This is a genomic window from Pseudomonas mucidolens, assembly GCF_900106045.1.
GTDB lineage: Bacteria > Pseudomonadota > Gammaproteobacteria > Pseudomonadales > Pseudomonadaceae > Aquipseudomonas > Aquipseudomonas mucidolens.
The window spans coordinates 4,882,394-4,899,113 of sequence record NZ_LT629802.1 but is presented as its reverse complement, the minus strand read 5'-3'; the positions used below and the strand labels follow the sequence as shown (position 1 = coordinate 4,899,113).

Annotated in this window: 18 protein-coding genes; 10 read left to right on the top strand and 8 right to left on the bottom strand. The window is 60.0% G+C overall.

Annotation, left to right across the window (positions count from 1 at the left end; all coding sequences use genetic code 11):
- Nucleotides 1-241: 241 nt before the first annotated feature.
- Genes coxB through BLU75_RS22440 form a run of 4 tightly spaced genes read left to right on the top strand, consistent with a single transcriptional unit; the run spans nucleotide 242 to nucleotide 4,512 of the window.
- Nucleotides 242-1,369 carry a cytochrome c oxidase subunit II gene (gene coxB / locus BLU75_RS22455; RefSeq protein ID WP_084378427.1) on the top strand — a complete coding sequence of 376 codons (1,128 nt, stop codon included), beginning with the start codon at nucleotides 242-244 and terminating at the stop codon, nucleotides 1,367-1,369.
- Between the two features lie 58 nt (nucleotides 1,370-1,427).
- Entirely contained in the window at nucleotides 1,428-3,017 is a 1,590-nt protein-coding gene (ctaD, locus tag BLU75_RS22450; RefSeq protein ID WP_084378428.1) for a cytochrome c oxidase subunit I, read from the top strand.
- Between the two features lie 21 nt (nucleotides 3,018-3,038).
- Entirely contained in the window at nucleotides 3,039-3,590 is a 552-nt protein-coding gene (locus tag BLU75_RS22445) for a cytochrome c oxidase assembly protein (protein ID WP_084378429.1), read from the top strand.
- A 34-nt stretch (nucleotides 3,591-3,624) separates the two neighbouring features.
- Nucleotides 3,625-4,512, top strand: a complete 888-nt coding sequence (locus tag BLU75_RS22440) for a cytochrome c oxidase subunit 3 (RefSeq protein WP_084378430.1) — start codon at nucleotides 3,625-3,627, stop codon at nucleotides 4,510-4,512.
- Between the two features lie 22 nt (nucleotides 4,513-4,534).
- Here BLU75_RS22440 and BLU75_RS22435 read toward each other — a convergent pair whose 3' ends face one another.
- Nucleotides 4,535-4,738 carry a twin transmembrane helix small protein gene (locus tag BLU75_RS22435; RefSeq protein ID WP_084378431.1) on the bottom strand — a complete coding sequence of 68 codons (204 nt, stop codon included), beginning with the start codon at nucleotides 4,736-4,738 and terminating at the stop codon, nucleotides 4,535-4,537.
- Nucleotides 4,739-4,822: 84 nt separating this feature from the next.
- Between BLU75_RS22435 and BLU75_RS22430 the strand changes: the two genes are divergently transcribed.
- Genes BLU75_RS22430 through BLU75_RS22410 form a run of 5 tightly spaced genes read left to right on the top strand, consistent with a single transcriptional unit; the run spans nucleotide 4,823 to nucleotide 8,731 of the window.
- A complete protein-coding gene (locus tag BLU75_RS22430) occupies nucleotides 4,823-5,563 on the top strand; it encodes an SURF1 family protein (protein WP_084378432.1) in 741 nt (246 codons plus the stop codon).
- Nucleotides 5,529-6,122 (top strand): hypothetical protein, encoded by a 594-nt coding sequence (locus tag BLU75_RS22425; RefSeq protein ID WP_084378483.1) that lies wholly within the window; start codon nucleotides 5,529-5,531, stop codon nucleotides 6,120-6,122. The genes BLU75_RS22430 and BLU75_RS22425 overlap by 35 nt, the downstream gene beginning before the upstream one ends.
- A gap of 10 nt (nucleotides 6,123-6,132) precedes the next feature.
- Entirely contained in the window at nucleotides 6,133-7,212 is a 1,080-nt protein-coding gene (locus BLU75_RS22420; RefSeq protein ID WP_084378433.1) for a COX15/CtaA family protein, read from the top strand.
- On the top strand, nucleotides 7,200-8,099 hold the full coding sequence (gene cyoE / locus BLU75_RS22415) for a heme o synthase (RefSeq protein ID WP_084378434.1): 900 nt from the start codon (nucleotides 7,200-7,202) through the stop codon (nucleotides 8,097-8,099). The genes BLU75_RS22420 and cyoE overlap by 13 nt, the downstream gene beginning before the upstream one ends.
- Nucleotides 8,096-8,731, top strand: coding sequence for an SCO family protein (locus BLU75_RS22410; RefSeq protein ID WP_084378435.1), 636 nt, complete (start codon nucleotides 8,096-8,098; stop codon nucleotides 8,729-8,731). The genes cyoE and BLU75_RS22410 overlap by 4 nt, the downstream gene beginning before the upstream one ends.
- 133 nt (nucleotides 8,732-8,864) lie before the next feature.
- Here the strand turns inward: BLU75_RS22410 and BLU75_RS22405 are convergent, their stop codons facing one another.
- Genes BLU75_RS22405 through BLU75_RS22395 form a run of 3 tightly spaced genes read right to left on the bottom strand, consistent with a single transcriptional unit; the run spans nucleotide 8,865 to nucleotide 11,366 of the window.
- Nucleotides 8,865-9,635 (bottom strand): MetQ/NlpA family ABC transporter substrate-binding protein, encoded by a 771-nt coding sequence (locus BLU75_RS22405; protein WP_084378436.1) that lies wholly within the window; start codon nucleotides 9,633-9,635, stop codon nucleotides 8,865-8,867.
- Nucleotides 9,636-9,684: 49 nt separating this feature from the next.
- Nucleotides 9,685-10,359 carry a methionine ABC transporter permease gene (locus tag BLU75_RS22400; protein WP_084378437.1) on the bottom strand — a complete coding sequence of 225 codons (675 nt, stop codon included), beginning with the start codon at nucleotides 10,357-10,359 and terminating at the stop codon, nucleotides 9,685-9,687.
- On the bottom strand, nucleotides 10,359-11,366 hold the full coding sequence (locus tag BLU75_RS22395) for a methionine ABC transporter ATP-binding protein (protein ID WP_084378438.1): 1,008 nt from the start codon (nucleotides 11,364-11,366) through the stop codon (nucleotides 10,359-10,361). The genes BLU75_RS22400 and BLU75_RS22395 overlap by 1 nt, the downstream gene beginning before the upstream one ends.
- A 265-nt stretch (nucleotides 11,367-11,631) precedes the next feature.
- Here BLU75_RS22395 and katE point away from each other — a divergent pair, with 265 nt between their 5' ends.
- Nucleotides 11,632-13,773: a catalase HPII gene (gene katE, locus BLU75_RS22390; protein WP_084378439.1), complete on the top strand. Its 2,142-nt coding sequence runs from the start codon at nucleotides 11,632-11,634 to the stop codon at nucleotides 13,771-13,773.
- Nucleotides 13,774-13,853: 80 nt separating this feature from the next.
- On the opposite strand, the gene BLU75_RS22385 is transcribed toward katE, so the two are convergent.
- From BLU75_RS22385 to zur, 4 genes are read right to left on the bottom strand one after another with little or no spacing between them, the layout of a single operon-like run.
- Nucleotides 13,854-14,573 (bottom strand): PA5502 family lipoprotein, encoded by a 720-nt coding sequence (locus tag BLU75_RS22385; RefSeq protein ID WP_084378440.1) that lies wholly within the window; start codon nucleotides 14,571-14,573, stop codon nucleotides 13,854-13,856.
- 37 nt (nucleotides 14,574-14,610) lie between these two features.
- A complete protein-coding gene (gene znuB, locus BLU75_RS22380; RefSeq protein ID WP_084378441.1) occupies nucleotides 14,611-15,399 on the bottom strand; it encodes a zinc ABC transporter permease subunit ZnuB in 789 nt (262 codons plus the stop codon).
- Entirely contained in the window at nucleotides 15,392-16,177 is a 786-nt protein-coding gene (znuC, locus tag BLU75_RS22375; protein ID WP_084378442.1) for a zinc ABC transporter ATP-binding protein ZnuC, read from the bottom strand. The genes znuB and znuC overlap by 8 nt, the downstream gene beginning before the upstream one ends.
- Entirely contained in the window at nucleotides 16,177-16,659 is a 483-nt protein-coding gene (zur, locus tag BLU75_RS22370; protein WP_084378484.1) for a zinc uptake transcriptional repressor Zur, read from the bottom strand. The genes znuC and zur overlap by 1 nt, the downstream gene beginning before the upstream one ends.
- Nucleotides 16,660-16,720 lie beyond the last annotated feature (61 nt).

The following is a 16,720-nucleotide window of genomic DNA, read 5'->3' as shown; positions in this document are numbered from 1 at the left end:
CGTTCGTCGGATAGGCGTTCAATCCCCTGCCCGATCTGCACCGTTGGTCATTTTTTATTGATTTGCCCTCTCACATTGCGGGGTCGCAGTCGCTGGCTATACTCGGGTTTGTACGCGATTAGCTGATGACGCCCAACTGCATAAGCAGGCAAGGCTTGGCGGATGCAAGCATTTTGGAAGCCGCCCCCTTGGCCGCAGGTGCACACCGGCGGGATAACAAGAACGATAAGGGGAACCCGCAATGACGCGACATCCACATGTTTGGATGGGCTTACTCTTGTGGTCAGTATTCAGCCAGGCGCAGGCCGCCTGGACGGTGAATATGGCGCCAGGGGCCACTGAAGTCAGTCACGCTGTGTTCGATTTGCACATGACCATTTTCTGGATCTGTGTGGTGATCGGCATCATCGTGTTTGGCGCGATGTTCTGGTCGATGATTGTCCATCGACGCTCCACCGGTCAGGTGGCGGCCAAGTTTCACGAGAGCACCACGGTGGAAATCCTCTGGACCGTCGTGCCCTTGCTGATTTTGGTCGTCATGGCCATTCCGGCGACCAAGACCCTGATCGACATCTACGACAGCAGTGAGTCGGATATCGATATCCAGGTCACCGGCTACCAGTGGAAATGGCATTACAAATACCTCGGTCAGGACGTGGAGTTCTTCAGCAACCTGGCCACACCCGCCGAGCAAATTCAAAACAAGGCCGACAAGGGCGAGCACTACCTGCTGGAAGTCGATCAGCCATTGGTGCTGCCGGTGGGCGCCAAGGTGCGCTTTCTGGTGACTGCGGCCGATGTGATCCACTCCTGGTGGGTGCCGGCCTTTGCGGTCAAGCGCGATGCTATCCCCGGATTCGTCAACGAAGCCTGGACCCGTGTCGAGAAGCCCGGGATCTACCGTGGCCAATGCGCCGAACTGTGCGGCAAGGACCACGGTTTCATGCCGATCGTGGTCGAGGTCAAGTCCAGGGCCGACTACGACGCCTGGCTGGGCGAGCGCAAGCAGGAAGCCGCCAAACTCAAGGAACTGACCTCCAAGGAATGGACGCTCGAGGAGCTGGTAGCGCGCGGCGACAAGGTTTACCACACCGCCTGCGTCGCCTGTCACCAGGCCGAGGGCCAAGGCCTGCCGCCGATGTTCCCGGCGCTCAAGGGCTCGAAAATTGCCACCGGGCCGAAGGCCGATCACCTCGGCATCGTCTTCCACGGCAAGCCCGGCACGGCGATGGCCGCCTTCGGCAAGCAGCTCTCGGAAGTCGATATCGCGGCCGTGGTCACTTACGAACGTAATGCGTGGGGCAACAACACAGGCGACATGGTGACCCCGAAAGACGTACTGGAACTCAAACAGGCGGAAAGCCAATGACCTTCTTCCCTGCGTATTCCCTGAACCGTCCCGCCCACTCGTTTGCAGGAGAAAGGCCATGAGCACTGTGATCGATGACCACGGCCATGCCGGTGACCACGCGCACGGCCCGGCCAAGGGCCTGATGCGCTGGGTACTGACCACCAACCACAAAGACATCGGGACCATGTACCTGTGGTTCAGCTTTGCCATGTTCCTGTTAGGCGGTTCCTTTGCCATGGTGATTCGTGCCGAGCTGTTTCAGCCCGGCTTGCAGATCGTCGAGCCGGCGTTCTTCAACCAGATGACCACCATGCATGGCCTGATCATGGTGTTTGGCGCGGTGATGCCGGCCTTCGTCGGCCTGGCCAATTGGATGATCCCGCTGATGATCGGCGCGCCGGACATGGCGTTGCCGCGCATGAACAACTTCAGCTTCTGGCTGCTGCCCGCGGCATTCCTGTTGTTGGTGTCGACGTTGTTTTCGCCGGGTGGCGGGCCGAATTTCGGCTGGACGTTCTACGCCCCGCTCTCCACCACTTACGCTCCGGAAAGCGTGACCTTTTTCATCTTCGCCATTCACCTGATGGGCGTCAGTTCGATCATGGGGGCGATCAACGTGATCGCGACCATTCTCAACCTGCGTGCGCCGGGCATGACGCTGATGAAGATGCCGCTGTTTGTCTGGACCTGGCTGATCACCGCGTTCTTGCTGATCGCGGTGATGCCGGTGCTGGCCGGTTGCGTGACGATGATGTTGATGGACATTCACTTCGGCACCAGCTTCTTCAGCGCCGCCGGCGGTGGTGATCCGGTGTTGTTCCAGCACGTGTTCTGGTTCTTCGGTCATCCCGAGGTGTACATCATGATCCTGCCGGCGTTCGGCGCCGTCAGCGCGATCATCCCGGCGTTCTCGCGCAAGCCGCTGTTCGGCTACACCTCGATGGTTTACGCCACGGCAAGCATTGCCTTCCTGTCGTTTATCGTCTGGGCGCACCACATGTTTGTGGTGGGTATTCCATTGGTGGGCGAGTTGTTCTTCATGTACGCAACCATGCTGATCGCAGTGCCCACCGGGGTGAAGGTGTTTAACTGGGTCAGCACCATGTGGCAGGGTTCACTGACGTTCGAGACACCGATGCTGTTTGCCGTGGCCTTTGTGATCCTGTTCACCATCGGTGGTTTTTCCGGACTGATGCTGGCCATCGCCCCGGCGGACTTCCAGTACCACGACACCTACTTTGTGGTCGCGCACTTCCATTACGTGCTGGTGCCGGGGGCGATCTTCGGAATCTTCGCCTCGGCCTACTACTGGCTGCCGAAATGGACTGGCCACATGTACGACGAAACCCTGGGCAAGCTGCATTTCTGGCTGTCATTCGTGGGGATGAACATGGCGTTCTTCCCGATGCACTTCGTTGGGCTGGCGGGCATGCCGCGTCGGGTGCCGGACTATAACCTGCAGTTCGCCGACTTCAACATGGTGTCGTCGGTGGGCGCTTTCATGTTCGGGGCCACGCAGATTTTCTTTCTGTTCATCGTCATCAAATGCATCCGCGGCGGCCAGCCCGCGGCGGCCAAACCCTGGGATGGCGCCGAGGGGCTGGAATGGAGCGTCCCCTCGCCCGCGCCGTACCACACCTTCACCACCCCGCCGGAGGTCAAATGAAGAGCCGGAAGGGAGACATCCATGGCTGAGTCCCTGCCGACCCGACGCCTGATTACGCGCCTGTTGATCCTGGTGCTGGCGATGTTCGCTTTCGGCTTTGCCCTGGTGCCGATCTATGACGTGATGTGCAGCGCGTTTGGCATCAACGGCAAGACGGCCGGGCAGTACCAGGGCTCGCAGGTGGTCGATCAGTCGCGGCAGGTGCGGGTGCAGTTTCTGTCCACCAATGCAGTGGATATGGTCTGGGAGTTTCATTCCACGGCTGACGAGGTGGTGGTCAATCCTGGCGCGGTCAGCGAGATGGTATTTATCGCCTTCAACCCCACCGACAAACCGATGACGGCGCAGGCGATCCCGAGTATTTCCCCGGCGGAAGCGGCGATGTACTTCCACAAGACCGAGTGTTTTTGCTTTACCCAGCAAGTGCTGCAGCCAGGGGAGCGGATCGAGATGCCAGTGCGCTTCATTGTCGACCGTGACATGCCCCTGAATGTGAAGCACTTGACCCTGGCTTACACGCTGTTCGATATCACCGCGCGCCAACCGCCCGTGGCTGTCCATACCGGCGGCTAGGCGTGCCTGCGGGCTCGATTAGGAGAACGAATACATGTCGAATCATGATACGTACTACGTACCAGCGCAAAGTAAATGGCCGATAATTGCCACGTTCGGCATGTTGATCAGCGTGTATGGGCTGGGCCTGTGGTTCAACGACCTCAAGGCAGCACGCCCTGAATCAAATGGACCGCTGATCTTTTTCGTCGGCGGCCTGTTGTTGGCCTACATGATGTTTGGCTGGTTCGGCGCGGTGATCAAGGAGAGCCGCGCCGGCCTCTACAGCGCCCAGATGGACCGTTCCTTCCGCTGGGGCATGACCTGGTTCATCTTTTCCGAGGTGATGTTTTTCATCGCATTCTTTGGCGCGCTGTTTTACGTGCGCAATTTGTCCGCGCCCTGGTTGGCCGGAGAAGGATCGAAAGGTGTTGCGCACATGTTGTGGCCGAATTTCGAGTTCGCCTGGCCGCTGCTCAACAACCCGGACCCGAAACTCTTCCCGACGCCTGAAGGCACCATCAGCCCGTGGGGTTTGCCGTTGGTCAACACCATTCTGTTGGTGAGTTCCAGCGTGACCATCACCATCGCCCACCATGCGTTGCGCAAGGGCCATCGTGGCGCGCTGAAAATCTGGCTGGCGCTCACGGTGTTGCTGGGGGTGGCCTTTCTTGGATTCCAGATTGAGGAATACGTCCACGCCTACAAGGAGCTGGGCCTGACATTGGGCTCCGGGGTGTACGGCGCGACCTTCTTTATGCTGACCGGCTTTCACGGCGCTCACGTCACCATCGGCACCATCATTCTGTTCGTGATGCTGATGCGCGTGCTGAAAGGGCATTTCAATGCCGAACACCAGTTCGGCTTCGAGGCGGCCAGTTGGTACTGGCACTTTGTGGACGTGGTGTGGATCGGCCTGTTTTTCTTCGTTTACGTACTGTGAAGCGCTTTGTCCCAGCGCCTAGTTACCACGGGACATGGGAGACCAGTTGGCCGCTGAAGAAACCCCAGGTGATCAATGCCAGGGTGATCACGGCCAGCGTGACACGTACGGTCAAGGCAGTGACGAGGCGGTTGGAGTTGCCCTCGTCCTTGACCAGAAAAAATAAGCCACTGAACAGGCTCACAACGGTAGCGATCAGCATCAGGGCAATAGCGGCTTTGAGCATGGTCAGGCTCCTGGGCTCTTTTGGGGAGGGGCGAGCAATGAGATTCAGTATAGCCAGCGCACCAGCGACCTCGGTGGCAATGCCATGAAACGCTTTCGCCCTGGGATTGCGCCGACGCTGGTGGTGCTGGTGTTGCTGCCGCTGATGGTGAGTCTGGGGTTCTGGCAATTGTCCCGTGGCCAGGAAAAACAGGCGCTGCTGGAAAACTACGCCGAGCGCAGGGCGGCGGAACCGGTGAGCGCCGAGCAATTGCAGGAAACGCTGGATCCGGCCTTTCGGCGAGTGCATCTACGTGGGGCGTTCGACGCCGAGCACAGCGTGCTGCTGGACAACCGGATGCGCGACGGCAAGGCGGGCGTGGAGTTGCTGCAACCCTTTCATGATCAGGCCAGCGGCCTCTGGCTGTGGCTCAATCGCGGCTGGCTGCCTTGGCCGGACCGGCGCACGCCCCCCGCCTTCACCACACCGGCGCAACCCTTGAGTCTCGATGCGTGGGTGTATGTGGCGCCCGGCGAAACCTTTCAACTGCACGCCGATCCTGACGGCGGCGCCTGGCCGCGCTTGCTCACCGCGCTGCATCCGGCGGCGTTGTGGGCGGAGCTTGGGCGCAACGGATTTACCTATGAGCTACGGGCCGAAGCCGGCCCGGCGACTTACGCAACCCATTGGCCGGTAGTGGCCATGGGGCCGGAAAAACACTTGGGGTATGCCGTGCAGTGGTTCGCCATGGCGCTGGCGCTGTGCGGTCTTTACCTCTACCTCGGATGGCACAACGCAAGGGAGAAGCACCATGGGAACAGCCATGAATCCACCCAGCATGTCTGACACACGCGCCGCGCCCGACCGGCGCAAGGGGCGTTGGCAGCTGATCCTGATCGTACTGATGGTGATCGGTCCGATGGTGCTGGCCACCTTTATGTACAAGTTGCAGTTCTGGGTGCCGGACGGTCGCAGTTATCACGGGCAGTTGATTGGCAACGGCCAGACCCGCGCCGATATCGGCGTCCTGGCAAACGAAGAGCGTTGGCAGCTGCTGGTCACCGCGCCCACCGCCTGCGCTGCCGATTGCCAGCAGTTGGTGTACCTCGCGCGCCAATTGCAGATCGGCCTCGGTCGAGATGCCTCGCGCGCCAGCCACGCCTTGGCCAGCGCGCAGCCGGTCAGTGCCGAGTACGAGGCCAAGCTGAAAATCGAATACCCCCAATTGCAGCGCTACCCGCTGGCGTTGCCGGCCTTCAACCAGAACGCCGCCGCGCCGGGAGATGCGCAACTGTGGATCGTCGATCCCCACGGCAATCTGGTATTGCGCTACGACGCCCAGGTCAAGGGCAAAGACTTGCTGAACGACCTGCGCCATCTGCTGAAACTGTCGAATATCGGATAAGGGCATCGTCATGGCCAAACCTGGATTTCGCCTCGCGTTGTTTGCCACTTTGCTGGCGTTGGTGGTGGTGTTGCTGGGGGCCTACACCCGGCTGACCCATGCCGGCCTCGGTTGCCCGGACTGGCCAGGGTGCTACGGTTTTATCAGCGTGCCCAAGAGCGAGGCGCAACTGGCCCATGCCGAACTGCATTTCCCGGATACGCCGGTGGAGGCCGACAAGGGTTGGAACGAGATGGTTCATCGTTACGCGGCGGGCACGCTGGGGTTGTTGATCGCCCTGCTGGCCGCGCGTGCCTGGACCCACCGACGTCATCCGGGGCAGCCGTTGAAACTGCCCTTGTTCCTGCTGGCGGTGGTGTTTGCCCAGGCGATCTTTGGCATGTGGACGGTCACACTCAAGCTCTGGCCGCAAGTGGTCACCGGGCATTTATTGGGCGGCTTTGCGACCTTGAGCCTGCTGTTTTTGCTGACACTGCGCCTGTCCGGTGTGTTGCCGGCATTGATCGTGCCCCGGCGCTTGCAGTATTGGGCGACGGCCGGGTTGGTGCTGGTCATTGGGCAGGTCGCCCTCGGCGGCTGGGTCAGTTCCAACTATGCGGCAGTGGCCTGTATCGACTTGCCGACCTGCCACGGGGAATGGTGGCCGGCGGCAGATTTTGCCAATGGTTTTCATCTGACCCAGCACATCGGGCCCAACTATCTCGGCGGGCAACTGGACAGCGAAGCCCGCACGGCGATTCATCTGACCCATCGCATGGGCGCGTTGGTGGTGACGCTGGCGCTGCTGGGGCTGGCCTGGCAACTCAAGACGGTAGGCATGACGCGTCTGGCCGGCCTGCTGCTGGCCGCGCTGGCTGCGCAAATCGCCCTGGGGCTGAGCAATGTGTACTTCCATCTGCCGCTGCCTGTGGCGGTCGCGCATAACGCAGGTGGCGCGGCGTTGCTGGTGACGCTGGTGCTGGTCAATTATCACGCCCGTACCAGCCTGGTCCGGGTGCGTCATCACGTGCCGCTCGGTTGGCGCTTCAGCCCGCGTAAACAGGTATCGGGCCTCATTACCCTCAAAGGAGAGATGCCATGGCGACCTTGACCGAGACGTGTGACAGTCGAGCGATCTGGCGTGACTACCTGGAGCTGACCAAGCCCAAAGTGGTGGTGCTGATGCTCATCACATCCTTGGTGGGCATGTTTCTCGCCACCCGGGCCGGCGTGCCATGGCCGGTGCTGATCTTCGGTAACCTGGGCATTGCGCTGTGTGCCGGCGGCGCGGCGGCGGTCAACCATGTGGTGGATCGGCGCATTGATGCGCTGATGGCGCGTACGCACAAGCGCCCGCTGGCGGAAGGCCGTGTTTCACCAGCCGCCGCCCTGGCCTTTGCGCTGGTGCTGGCGGTGGCAGGATTGGCGTTGCTGCTGACGTTCACCAATCCCTTGGCGGCATGGCTGACGCTGGCCTCGCTGCTGGGTTACGCGGTGATCTATACCGGCTTTCTCAAGCGTGCCACACCGCAAAATATCGTGATTGGCGGCCTTGCCGGCGCGGCGCCGCCGTTGCTGGGCTGGGTCGCGGTGACCGGTCATGTCAGCGCGGAGCCATTGTTGCTGGTGCTGATCATTTTCGCCTGGACGCCGCCGCACTTCTGGGCCCTGGCGATTCATCGCAAGGAGGAATATGCCAAGGCTGATATTCCGATGCTGCCGGTGACCCACGGCGAGCACTACACCAAGCTGCATATCCTGCTGTACACCTTTGCGTTGTTGGCTGTGAGTCTGATGCCTTATGTCATCCACATGAGCGGATTGTTATACCTGGGATCTGCGTTGATCCTGGGCGGACGCTTTCTGCAATGGTCCTGGGTGCTGTACCGTGGCAGTCGGCCGCACGCGGCGATCAACACCTTCAAGTACTCTATTTGGTACCTGTTCCTGCTGTTTATCGCCCTGCTTGTAGATCACTACTTACTGTTGAACCTATGACTCGAACTCAAAAAACTGTCTTTATTCTGGTGGCCCTTGTGGCGTTGGTCGTGGGCCTGACCGTCAACAAAGTACTGTCCGGCAAGGGGCAGGGTGATCCAACGGCGTTGATCGACGCGGGCATTATCCTGCTGCCGCAAAGCCGTCAGTTACCGCCTGTGAGCATGACCAATCAGGACGGTCAGCCGGTACTGGTCAACGCGTTGAAAGACAAGTGGAGCCTGTTGTTCTTTGGCTACACCTTCTGCCCGGACATCTGCCCGACCACCCTCGCCCAACTGCGGCAGATCAAGAGTGAACTGCCCAAAGACGTTGTGGATAAGTTGCAGGTGATTTTGGTCAGCGTGGACCCGCATCGCGATACGCCGACGCAACTCAAGCAGTATCTGGGCTACTTCGACCCGCAATTTTTGGGCCTGACCGGCGCGAACGTGGAGGATGTGCAGAAGGTATCGAATGCGGTGAGTATTCCGTTCATTCCGGCGGACACCAGCAAACCCAACTACACCGTCGACCACAGCGGCAACCTGGCGCTGATCGGCCCCGACGGGACGCAGCGTGGATTTATCCGTGCGCCGTTGAATAACCAGAAGCTGGTGGCGCAGTTGCCGGGGTTGTTGCAGCGTAACTAAGCCGAGTGGCTATAAATGTGGGAGCGGGCTTGCTCGCGATAGCGGTGGGTCAGTCAACCTGTTTACTACTGATACACCACAATCGCGAGCAAGCCCGCTCCCACATTTTGATCTCCAGGGGCTTGGAGATCGATCAGAACGCCGGCTTGACCGCGCCTTTGTACTTCTCTTCGATGAATTTTTTCACTTCAGGCGTGTGCAGGGCTGCGACCAGCTTCTTCACAGCGTCCGAATCCTTGTTGTCCTCGCGGGTCACCAGGATGTTGACGTAAGGCGAGTCGCTGCCTTCGATTGCCAGGGCGTCCTCGGAAGGGTCCAGCTTGGCTTCGAGGGCGTAGTTGGTGTTGATCAGCGCCAGATCGACCTGGGTCAGTACGCGTGGCAGCGTGGCGGCTTCCAGTTCGCGGAACTTGAGGTTTTTCGGGTTGGCGGTGATGTCCTTGATGGTCGACAGGATGTCTGTCGGGTTCTTCAAGGTGATCAGGCCGTTCTTGGCCAGCAGCAACAGTGCGCGGCCACCGTTGGTGGCATCGTTTGGGATTACCACGTTGGCGCCGCTTGGCAGCTCGTCCAGGGTCTTGTACTTGCTGGAGTAGGCGCCCAGGGGTTCCAGATGCACGCCGGCAACGCTCACCAGGTGCGTCCCCTTGGCTTTGTTGAACTCATCCAGGTACGGCTGGTGTTGGAAAAAGTTGGCATCCAGGCGTTTTTCGGCCACTTGTACGTTCGGTTGAACGTAGTCGGTGAAGACCTTGACGTTCAGCTCCACGCCTTCCTTGGCCAATGCTGGCTTGACGAACTCAAGGATCTCGGCGTGCGGCACCGGTGTGGCGGCGACCGTCAGGGTCTCGGCATGGGCGGAAAACGCGGCAACGGCGGCGAAAGCAACCAGTAGTTTTTTCATCCAACAAGCTCCTTGTTCGGGCAGGCCGACGTCAGGTCGGCAATGGCCGTTATTTTCGAGAGAAATGCGCCACCAGCTTGTCGCCGACGGTTTGCAGAATTTGCACCAGAACAATCAGCATCACCACAGTCACAACCATCACGTCGTCCTGAAAGCGCTGATAACCATAACGAATGGCCAGGTCACCCAACCCACCTGCGCCGACCACGCCGGCCATGGCGGTATACCCGACCAGTGCGATGGCCGTGACGGTGATCGCGGCGATAATGCCGGGCCGTGCCTCGGGCAGCAACGCCTTGACGATGATCTGCCGCGTCGTCGCGCCCATGGCTTGCGTGGCCTCGATGATGCCGCGATCCACTTCACGCAGAGCGGTTTCCACCAGTCGGGCGAAGAATGTCGAGGCGCCGACCACCAGCGGTGGAATCGCTCCCGCCACACCCAGGGAGGTCCCCGTAAGGAAGACCGTGGTGGGAATCATCACAATCAGCAGGATGATAAAAGGCAGGGAGCGAATGGCGTTAACCACAAAGGCCATTATCGAATAAGTGGCTTTCTGTTCCAGCAACTGTCGCGGGCTGCACAGAAACAGCAGCACGCCCAGCGGCAGGCCGATGAGTACAGTAAAGAACAGCGAGGTGCTGAGCATCAGCATGGTATCGCCGGTGGCAACCCAGATGTCGGCCCAGTCAACCTGGTCGAAGTAATGCAGTAAACCGTCCATTAACGCAGAATCTCCATGTGGACATCGGCCGCGGTGAAGCGAGCGAAGGCCGCTTCCATGTCACCGCCGGTAATGGCCAGGGTCAGTTGCCCGTAGGGAGTGTCTTTGATGTGGTCGATACGACCGGCCAGGATGCTGTAGTCCACGCCCGTTTCGCGGGCGACGGTTCCCAGCAGTGGCGCGTAGGTAGCGTCGCCCTGGAACGTCAGGCGCACGATGCGCCCCGGCACGTGGGCGAAGTCATTGCGCTGCTCGCCTTCATCGACCTGCTCGGCTTCTTGCACGAAGCGCTTGGTGGTCGGGTGCTTGGGGTGCAGGAACACCTCGGCCACGCTGCCTTGCTCGACGATCACGCCGGCATCCATCACCGCGACCTGGTCACACACGCGGCGGATCACGTCCATCTCATGGGTGATCAGTACGATGGTCAGCTTCAACTCACGGTTGATCTCCGCCAGCAGTTGCAGAACCGAAGCGGTGGTCTGCGGATCAAGCGCGCTGGTGGCCTCGTCGCACAGCAGGATTTTCGGCTTGGTGGCCAAGGCGCGGGCGATGCCCACACGCTGCTTCTGACCGCCTGATAACTGCGCCGGGTATTTCTTCGCGTGGTCGGACAGTCCGACGCGGGCGAGCAACTCAGCCACGCGCTCATCGACTTCGCGACGCGACAATTCACCCGCCAGTTTCAGCGGTAATGCCACGTTGTCGGCGACGGTCTTGGAGGCCAGCAGATTGAAGTGCTGGAAAATCATCCCTACCTGCTGGCGGAAACGGCGCAGGCCGTTGGCATCCAGAGCGGTGACTTCTTCGTCATCGACCGTGATCTGGCCGCCAGTGGGCTCTTCAAGGCGGTTGATCAGACGCAGCAGGGTACTTTTCCCCGCGCCAGAGTGACCAATCAGGCCGAACACCTGGCCGTTTTCGACCCGCAGGCTGCTGGGATGCAGTGCGGGAATATCCTTACCGGCGACCCGGTAAGTTTTATGGACGTTATGAAACTCGATCACGTAGCGAACCTTGTGGGGCGCATTAAAAAGGGATCAGCGGTTAGCCGGGCGCGCATTTTAGCCTGTCCGTATAGCGTTTCTTAGCATTTATTTCGCATTCAACCAGCGATTTGGCAATAACGCGATCAAAGGTCATAAAAAAGGAACGGTACAAAACCCCGCAAGTCATTACTTAAGCAACTCGATTCCCAGGTGCCGTGCCTGGGGTTCGCCCGAACGGAGCCGGGGATCGCCTTGGCCACTGCAAGCGAGGAGTTTTTGTCTGATGAGTACTAAAAAACCTGTGTCCCCGTCCAAGAGTGAATTGGCGGGCACCGACACACTGGATCGTGGCAACACCAATGCCAAGCTGCAAAGCCTGGAAACCTTCCGTTCCGACGCCACAGGCCAAGCGCTGCGAACCAATCAGGGCGTGAAAATCGCCGATAACCAGAACACCTTGAAAGTCGGATCCCGTGGCCCTTCGCTGCTCGAAGATTTCATCATGCGTGAAAAAATCACGCATTTTGACCATGAGCGGATTCCGGAGCGTATCGTCCATGCCCGGGGTACCGGCGCCCATGGTTACTTCCAGAGCTATGAAAACCATTCTGCGCTGACCAAGGCTGGGTTTCTGCGCGACCCTGCGCACAAAACCCCTGTGTTTGCGCGCTTCTCCACGGTACAGGGCCCACGTGGCTCGGGTGATACCGTGCGCGATGTACGCGGTTTTGCCGTGAAGTTCTTCACCGACGAAGGCAACTTCGATCTGGTGGGCAATAACATTCCGGTATTCTTCATTCAGGATGCGATCAAGTTTCCTGATTTAGTGCATGCTGTAAAACCTGAGCCACACAACGAAATTCCTACCGGTGGCTCGGCTCACGATACATTCTGGGATTTTGTCTCGCTGCAGCCAGAGTCGGCGCACACGGTGATTTGGGCCATGTCTGACCGGGCGATTCCAAAAAGCCTACGCAGCATGCAAGGTTTTGGCGTTCACACCTTCCGCCTGATCAATGCGCAAGGCCAGTCCAACTTCGTCAAGTTCCACTGGCGCCCGACCGCAGGCACCTGTTCGCTGGTGTGGGATGAAGCGCAAAAACTTGCAGGTAAAGACACCGATTACCATCGTCGCGATCTCTGGGAAGCGATTGAGAGCGGGGATTACCCTGAGTGGGAGTTGGGTGTGCAGGTGATTCCTGAAGATAAGGAACACGCGTTCGACTTTGACATCCTTGACCCCACCAAGCTGATTCCTGAAGAACTGGTGCCGATCACCCCGCTGGGCAAAATGGTGCTTAACCGCAACCCCGACAATTTCTTTGCCGAAGTCGAGCAGGTCGCGTTCTGTCCCGGGCACATCGTACCGGGCATCGACTTCTCTAATGATCCGTTGCTGCAGGGCCGGCTGTTTTCCTACACCGATACGCAAATCAGTCGACTGGGCGGGCCGAACTTTCACCAGTTGCCGATCAACCAGCCGGTGACGCCGCTCCATAACAACCAGCGTGACGCCATGCATCGTTCCACTATCGACAAGGGCAGGGCGGCTTACGAGCCGAACTCCATCGACAACGGTTGGCCCAAGGAGACACCGCCAGCGGCGCAGGACGGTGGCTTCGAGACCTATCCGGAGCGGATTGAGGCGCACAAGGTCCGCGAGCGCAGCGAGTCGTTCGGCGATCACTTTTCTCAGGCGCGGCTGTTTTTCCGCAGCATGAGCAAGCATGAACAAGAGCACATCATCGCGGCCTACAGTTTCGAGCTGGGCAAGGTGGAGCGTGAGTTTATTCGCGCCCGTCAGGTCAACGAAATTCTGGCCAATATCGATCTGGAGCTGGCCAAGCGCGTTGCACAGAATCTCGGGCTGCCAGTGCCGACCCAAGGCACGGTCCCGGAGCGTAATACCAAGCCCGAGCGCTCTCCAGCGTTGAGCCAGGCCAATTTGCTGCCGGGTGATATTAAAACCCGTAAAGTTGCGATCCTGGCCGCGAATGGCGTGGATGGCGCGGTTATTTCAGCGTTGAAAAAGGCACTTGAAGCAGAAGGCGCGCACGCCAAGTTGCTCGGGCCGACTTCGGCGCCGGTCACCACCGCCGATGGCAAGATGTTGCCAGTGGATGCGTCCATGGAAGGCATGCCGTCTATTGCGTTCGATGCGGTGTTTGTACCGGGCGGTGCCGATTCGGTGAAAACCCTGAGTGGGGATGGGGTCGCTCTGCATTACGTGCTGGAGGCCTACAAACACCTGAAAGCGATTACGTTGGCCGGTGAGGCCAAGCAATTGTTGGATCTGTTGAAGCTGGAGGCCGATGCCGGGTTGATCGTGGGCGGGGACGCCAAGGCGTTCAAGGCGTTCTTTGCGGCGATTGCCCAGCATCGGGTCTGGGATCGTGAGCCTAAGGCGAAGGCGATTCCGGCCTAATACATGGGGGATTTGCCAGGCCACCAGCGCCTACAGTTGAGAGGTATTCAGCTGTAGGCGCTGGTTTGCCTGCGCAGACATCATTCGGCTTTACGAGGAATCAAAACCACCTGCGCCGGGATGTGTTTCAGAATCTGTCGGTGGATCTTCAGGTCGTACCCCGGATCGATTCGCTTCACCCGTTTGGTCAACAGCGTGGCCAGCCACGGGTAATCCTGGGTGCGCGGCGCCTGGATGCTGACATCACACTGATAATTCACCACATCGGTGGCAATCGCATCCAATTGATGACGAAGTTTCGAAATGTCCGTGAGATTAAGCGCGACGGTAGTGCTATCGGCCGCCGGGTCGATGACCTTGGCGGGCGGCCGGGCTTCTGCCGCTTTCAACGCCGCTTCGGCTTTATCCAGTTCGGCCTTACGGGCGTGAACAATGGCGCTATTGACGCCACCGGTCAGTGCGGGCGCCTTGGGCATCAAGGCCCGGGCACGGCTCAATGCCGTTGCCGCAGCGTTGACATCGCCTTTTTGCAGCACGATCTGGCTGCGCTGCAAATAGGCTTCGGCCAATTGGCGTTGATAAGGCTCCAGCGTCGGGTCGTCAGGCGACTGCGCCTGCAAGGCCGCAAGCTGGTCTTCGGCCGTGGCCAATTCGCTGCTGGCCAGGTTTTGCTCCAGCTGTGCGATGGCCGCAACGCGCGCATCCGGCGCGCCAGGGGCGGCGGGCGGTGTGCTTTGGCAGGCGCCCAGCAGCAGGGAAAATGCGGCAAGGAGCAAATAACGGGAGGTACACGGCTTCATTCCTGCGACTCTCTAATTGCGCAAAAAGCGAGCAAGTCTACACCCCACGACGGGGCAGGACAAAACTCAGCAGAAACAGGGCGGCCGCCGCGACCACAATTGACGGCCCGGCCGGTGTGTCCTTGAACCAGGACAACGCCAGGCCACTACACACGGCAAGCATCCCCAACACGCTGGCGCCGACCGCCATTTGTTCCGGCGAGCGTGCGTGACGCTGGGCGGCGGCGGCGGGAATGATCAACAGCGACGTGATCAACAATACGCCGACAATCTTCATCGCGACAGCAATCACCACCGCAATCAGCAACATCAGGGTCAGGCGCAATGCCGGCACCGGTAAACCTTCGACGGTGGCCAGCTCTTCGTGGACCGTGATCGCGAGCAACGGACGCCACAGAGCCACCAGCAGGATCAGCACCGCAGCGCTGCCGCCGAGGATCCAGTACAGGTCGGCGGGGCTGATCGCCAGCAGATCGCCAAACAGATAGGCCATCAGGTCGATCCGCACTTCATGCATGAAGCTCAGTACCACCAGGCCCAAAGACAGGGTGCTGGGCGCGAGGATCCCCAGCAATGTGTCAGAAGCCAGTGGCTGGCGTTGTTGCAACGTGACCAGCAACACGGCCAGCAGCAGGCAACCTACGGTCACCGCAATGGTGGGGCTGATATCCAGCAAAAAACCCATGGCCACACCGAGCAAGGCCGCGTGGGACAGGGTGTCGCCAAAGTAGGCCATGCGTCGCCAGACCACGAACGAGCCCAGCGGGCCCGCGACCAAGGCCAGAGCCAGACCCGCGAGCAGGGCGTAGAACAGAAAATCAGCCATGCTTGCAGCTATCTCCGTGAACGTGAGTGTGGGGTGCCTCAGGATCGTCGACCACCGCGCCATGCAGGTCATGGGCATGATCGTGGTGATGGTGGTAAATCGCCAGGCTCTGGGCGTTCTTACCGAACAGCTCGACGAAAGCCGGGTCGCCGCTGACGTGCTCCGGGTGGCCGGAGCAACAGACGTGGCGATTCAGGCACACCACCTGATCGGTGGTGCTCATCACCAGGTGAAGGTCGTGGGAGACCATCAGGACGCCGCAGCCATGGCGATCGCGCAAGCGGGTGATCAGGCTGTACAGCTCGGCTTGCCCGGCAACGTCGACGCCCTGCACCGGCTCGTCGAGCACCAGCAACTGCGGTTCGCGCAACAAAGCACGGGCCAGCAGTACACGCTGCATTTCACCACCGGAAATGCCTTGTATCGGGTTATCGATAACCTGTTCGGCCCCGACTTCCTTGAGCGCCGCCATCGCGCGAGCGCGGTCTACGCCAGGCACCAGGCGCAGGAAGCGCAGTACCGAAAGAGGCAAGGTCGGGTCCACGTGCAGTTTTTGCGGCATATAGCCGACCCGCAGCTTGGGTTTGCGCCAGACGCTGCCACTGTCGGGCTTGAGCAAACCCAGCACGGCACGCACCAAGGTGGTTTTGCCGGCGCCGTTGGGGCCGATCAGCGTGACGATCTGCCCTGGCTCGACGCTCAGTTGGATATTGTCCAGCACGGTCTGGCCAGCGAATGTGACACCGACCTGCTCCAGGCGGATTAGCGCAGTGCTCATCAAGCCCCCTGGCAGCCCGAGCAGACACCGACCACTTCGACGGTTTGCCCTTCGACCCGGAAACCGACGTCATGGGCGCTCTTGACGATGGCGTCGCTGATGCTTTTTTGTTCAAGCTCGATGGCCGCGTGGCAGTTGCGGCAGATCAAAAACTGGCCCTGGTGCGCATGTTCCGGGTGGCTGCAGCCGACGAAGGCGTTGAGCGATGCGATGCGATGTACGAGACCGTTTTCCAGCAGGAAATCCAGCGCACGGTACACCGTGGGTGGCGCGGCGCGGCGGCCGTCCTGTTCGCTGAGCACGCCGAGAATGTCGTAGGCGCCCAGTGGCTTGTGACTTTGCCAGACCAGTTCGAGCACCCGGCGACGCAGGGCGGTCAGGCGCAGACCTTGCCGCGCACACAGGGCGTCGGCCTCTGACAGCGCGCTGTGGACGCAATGAGAGTGGTCATGGGGACGACTGGCAAGCGGTGTTTTAGGCATGAGCGGCAACAGATTTTTGTGAGAGACGTTATTATGTTACCCGTTCCTGCTGCCTTGAGTG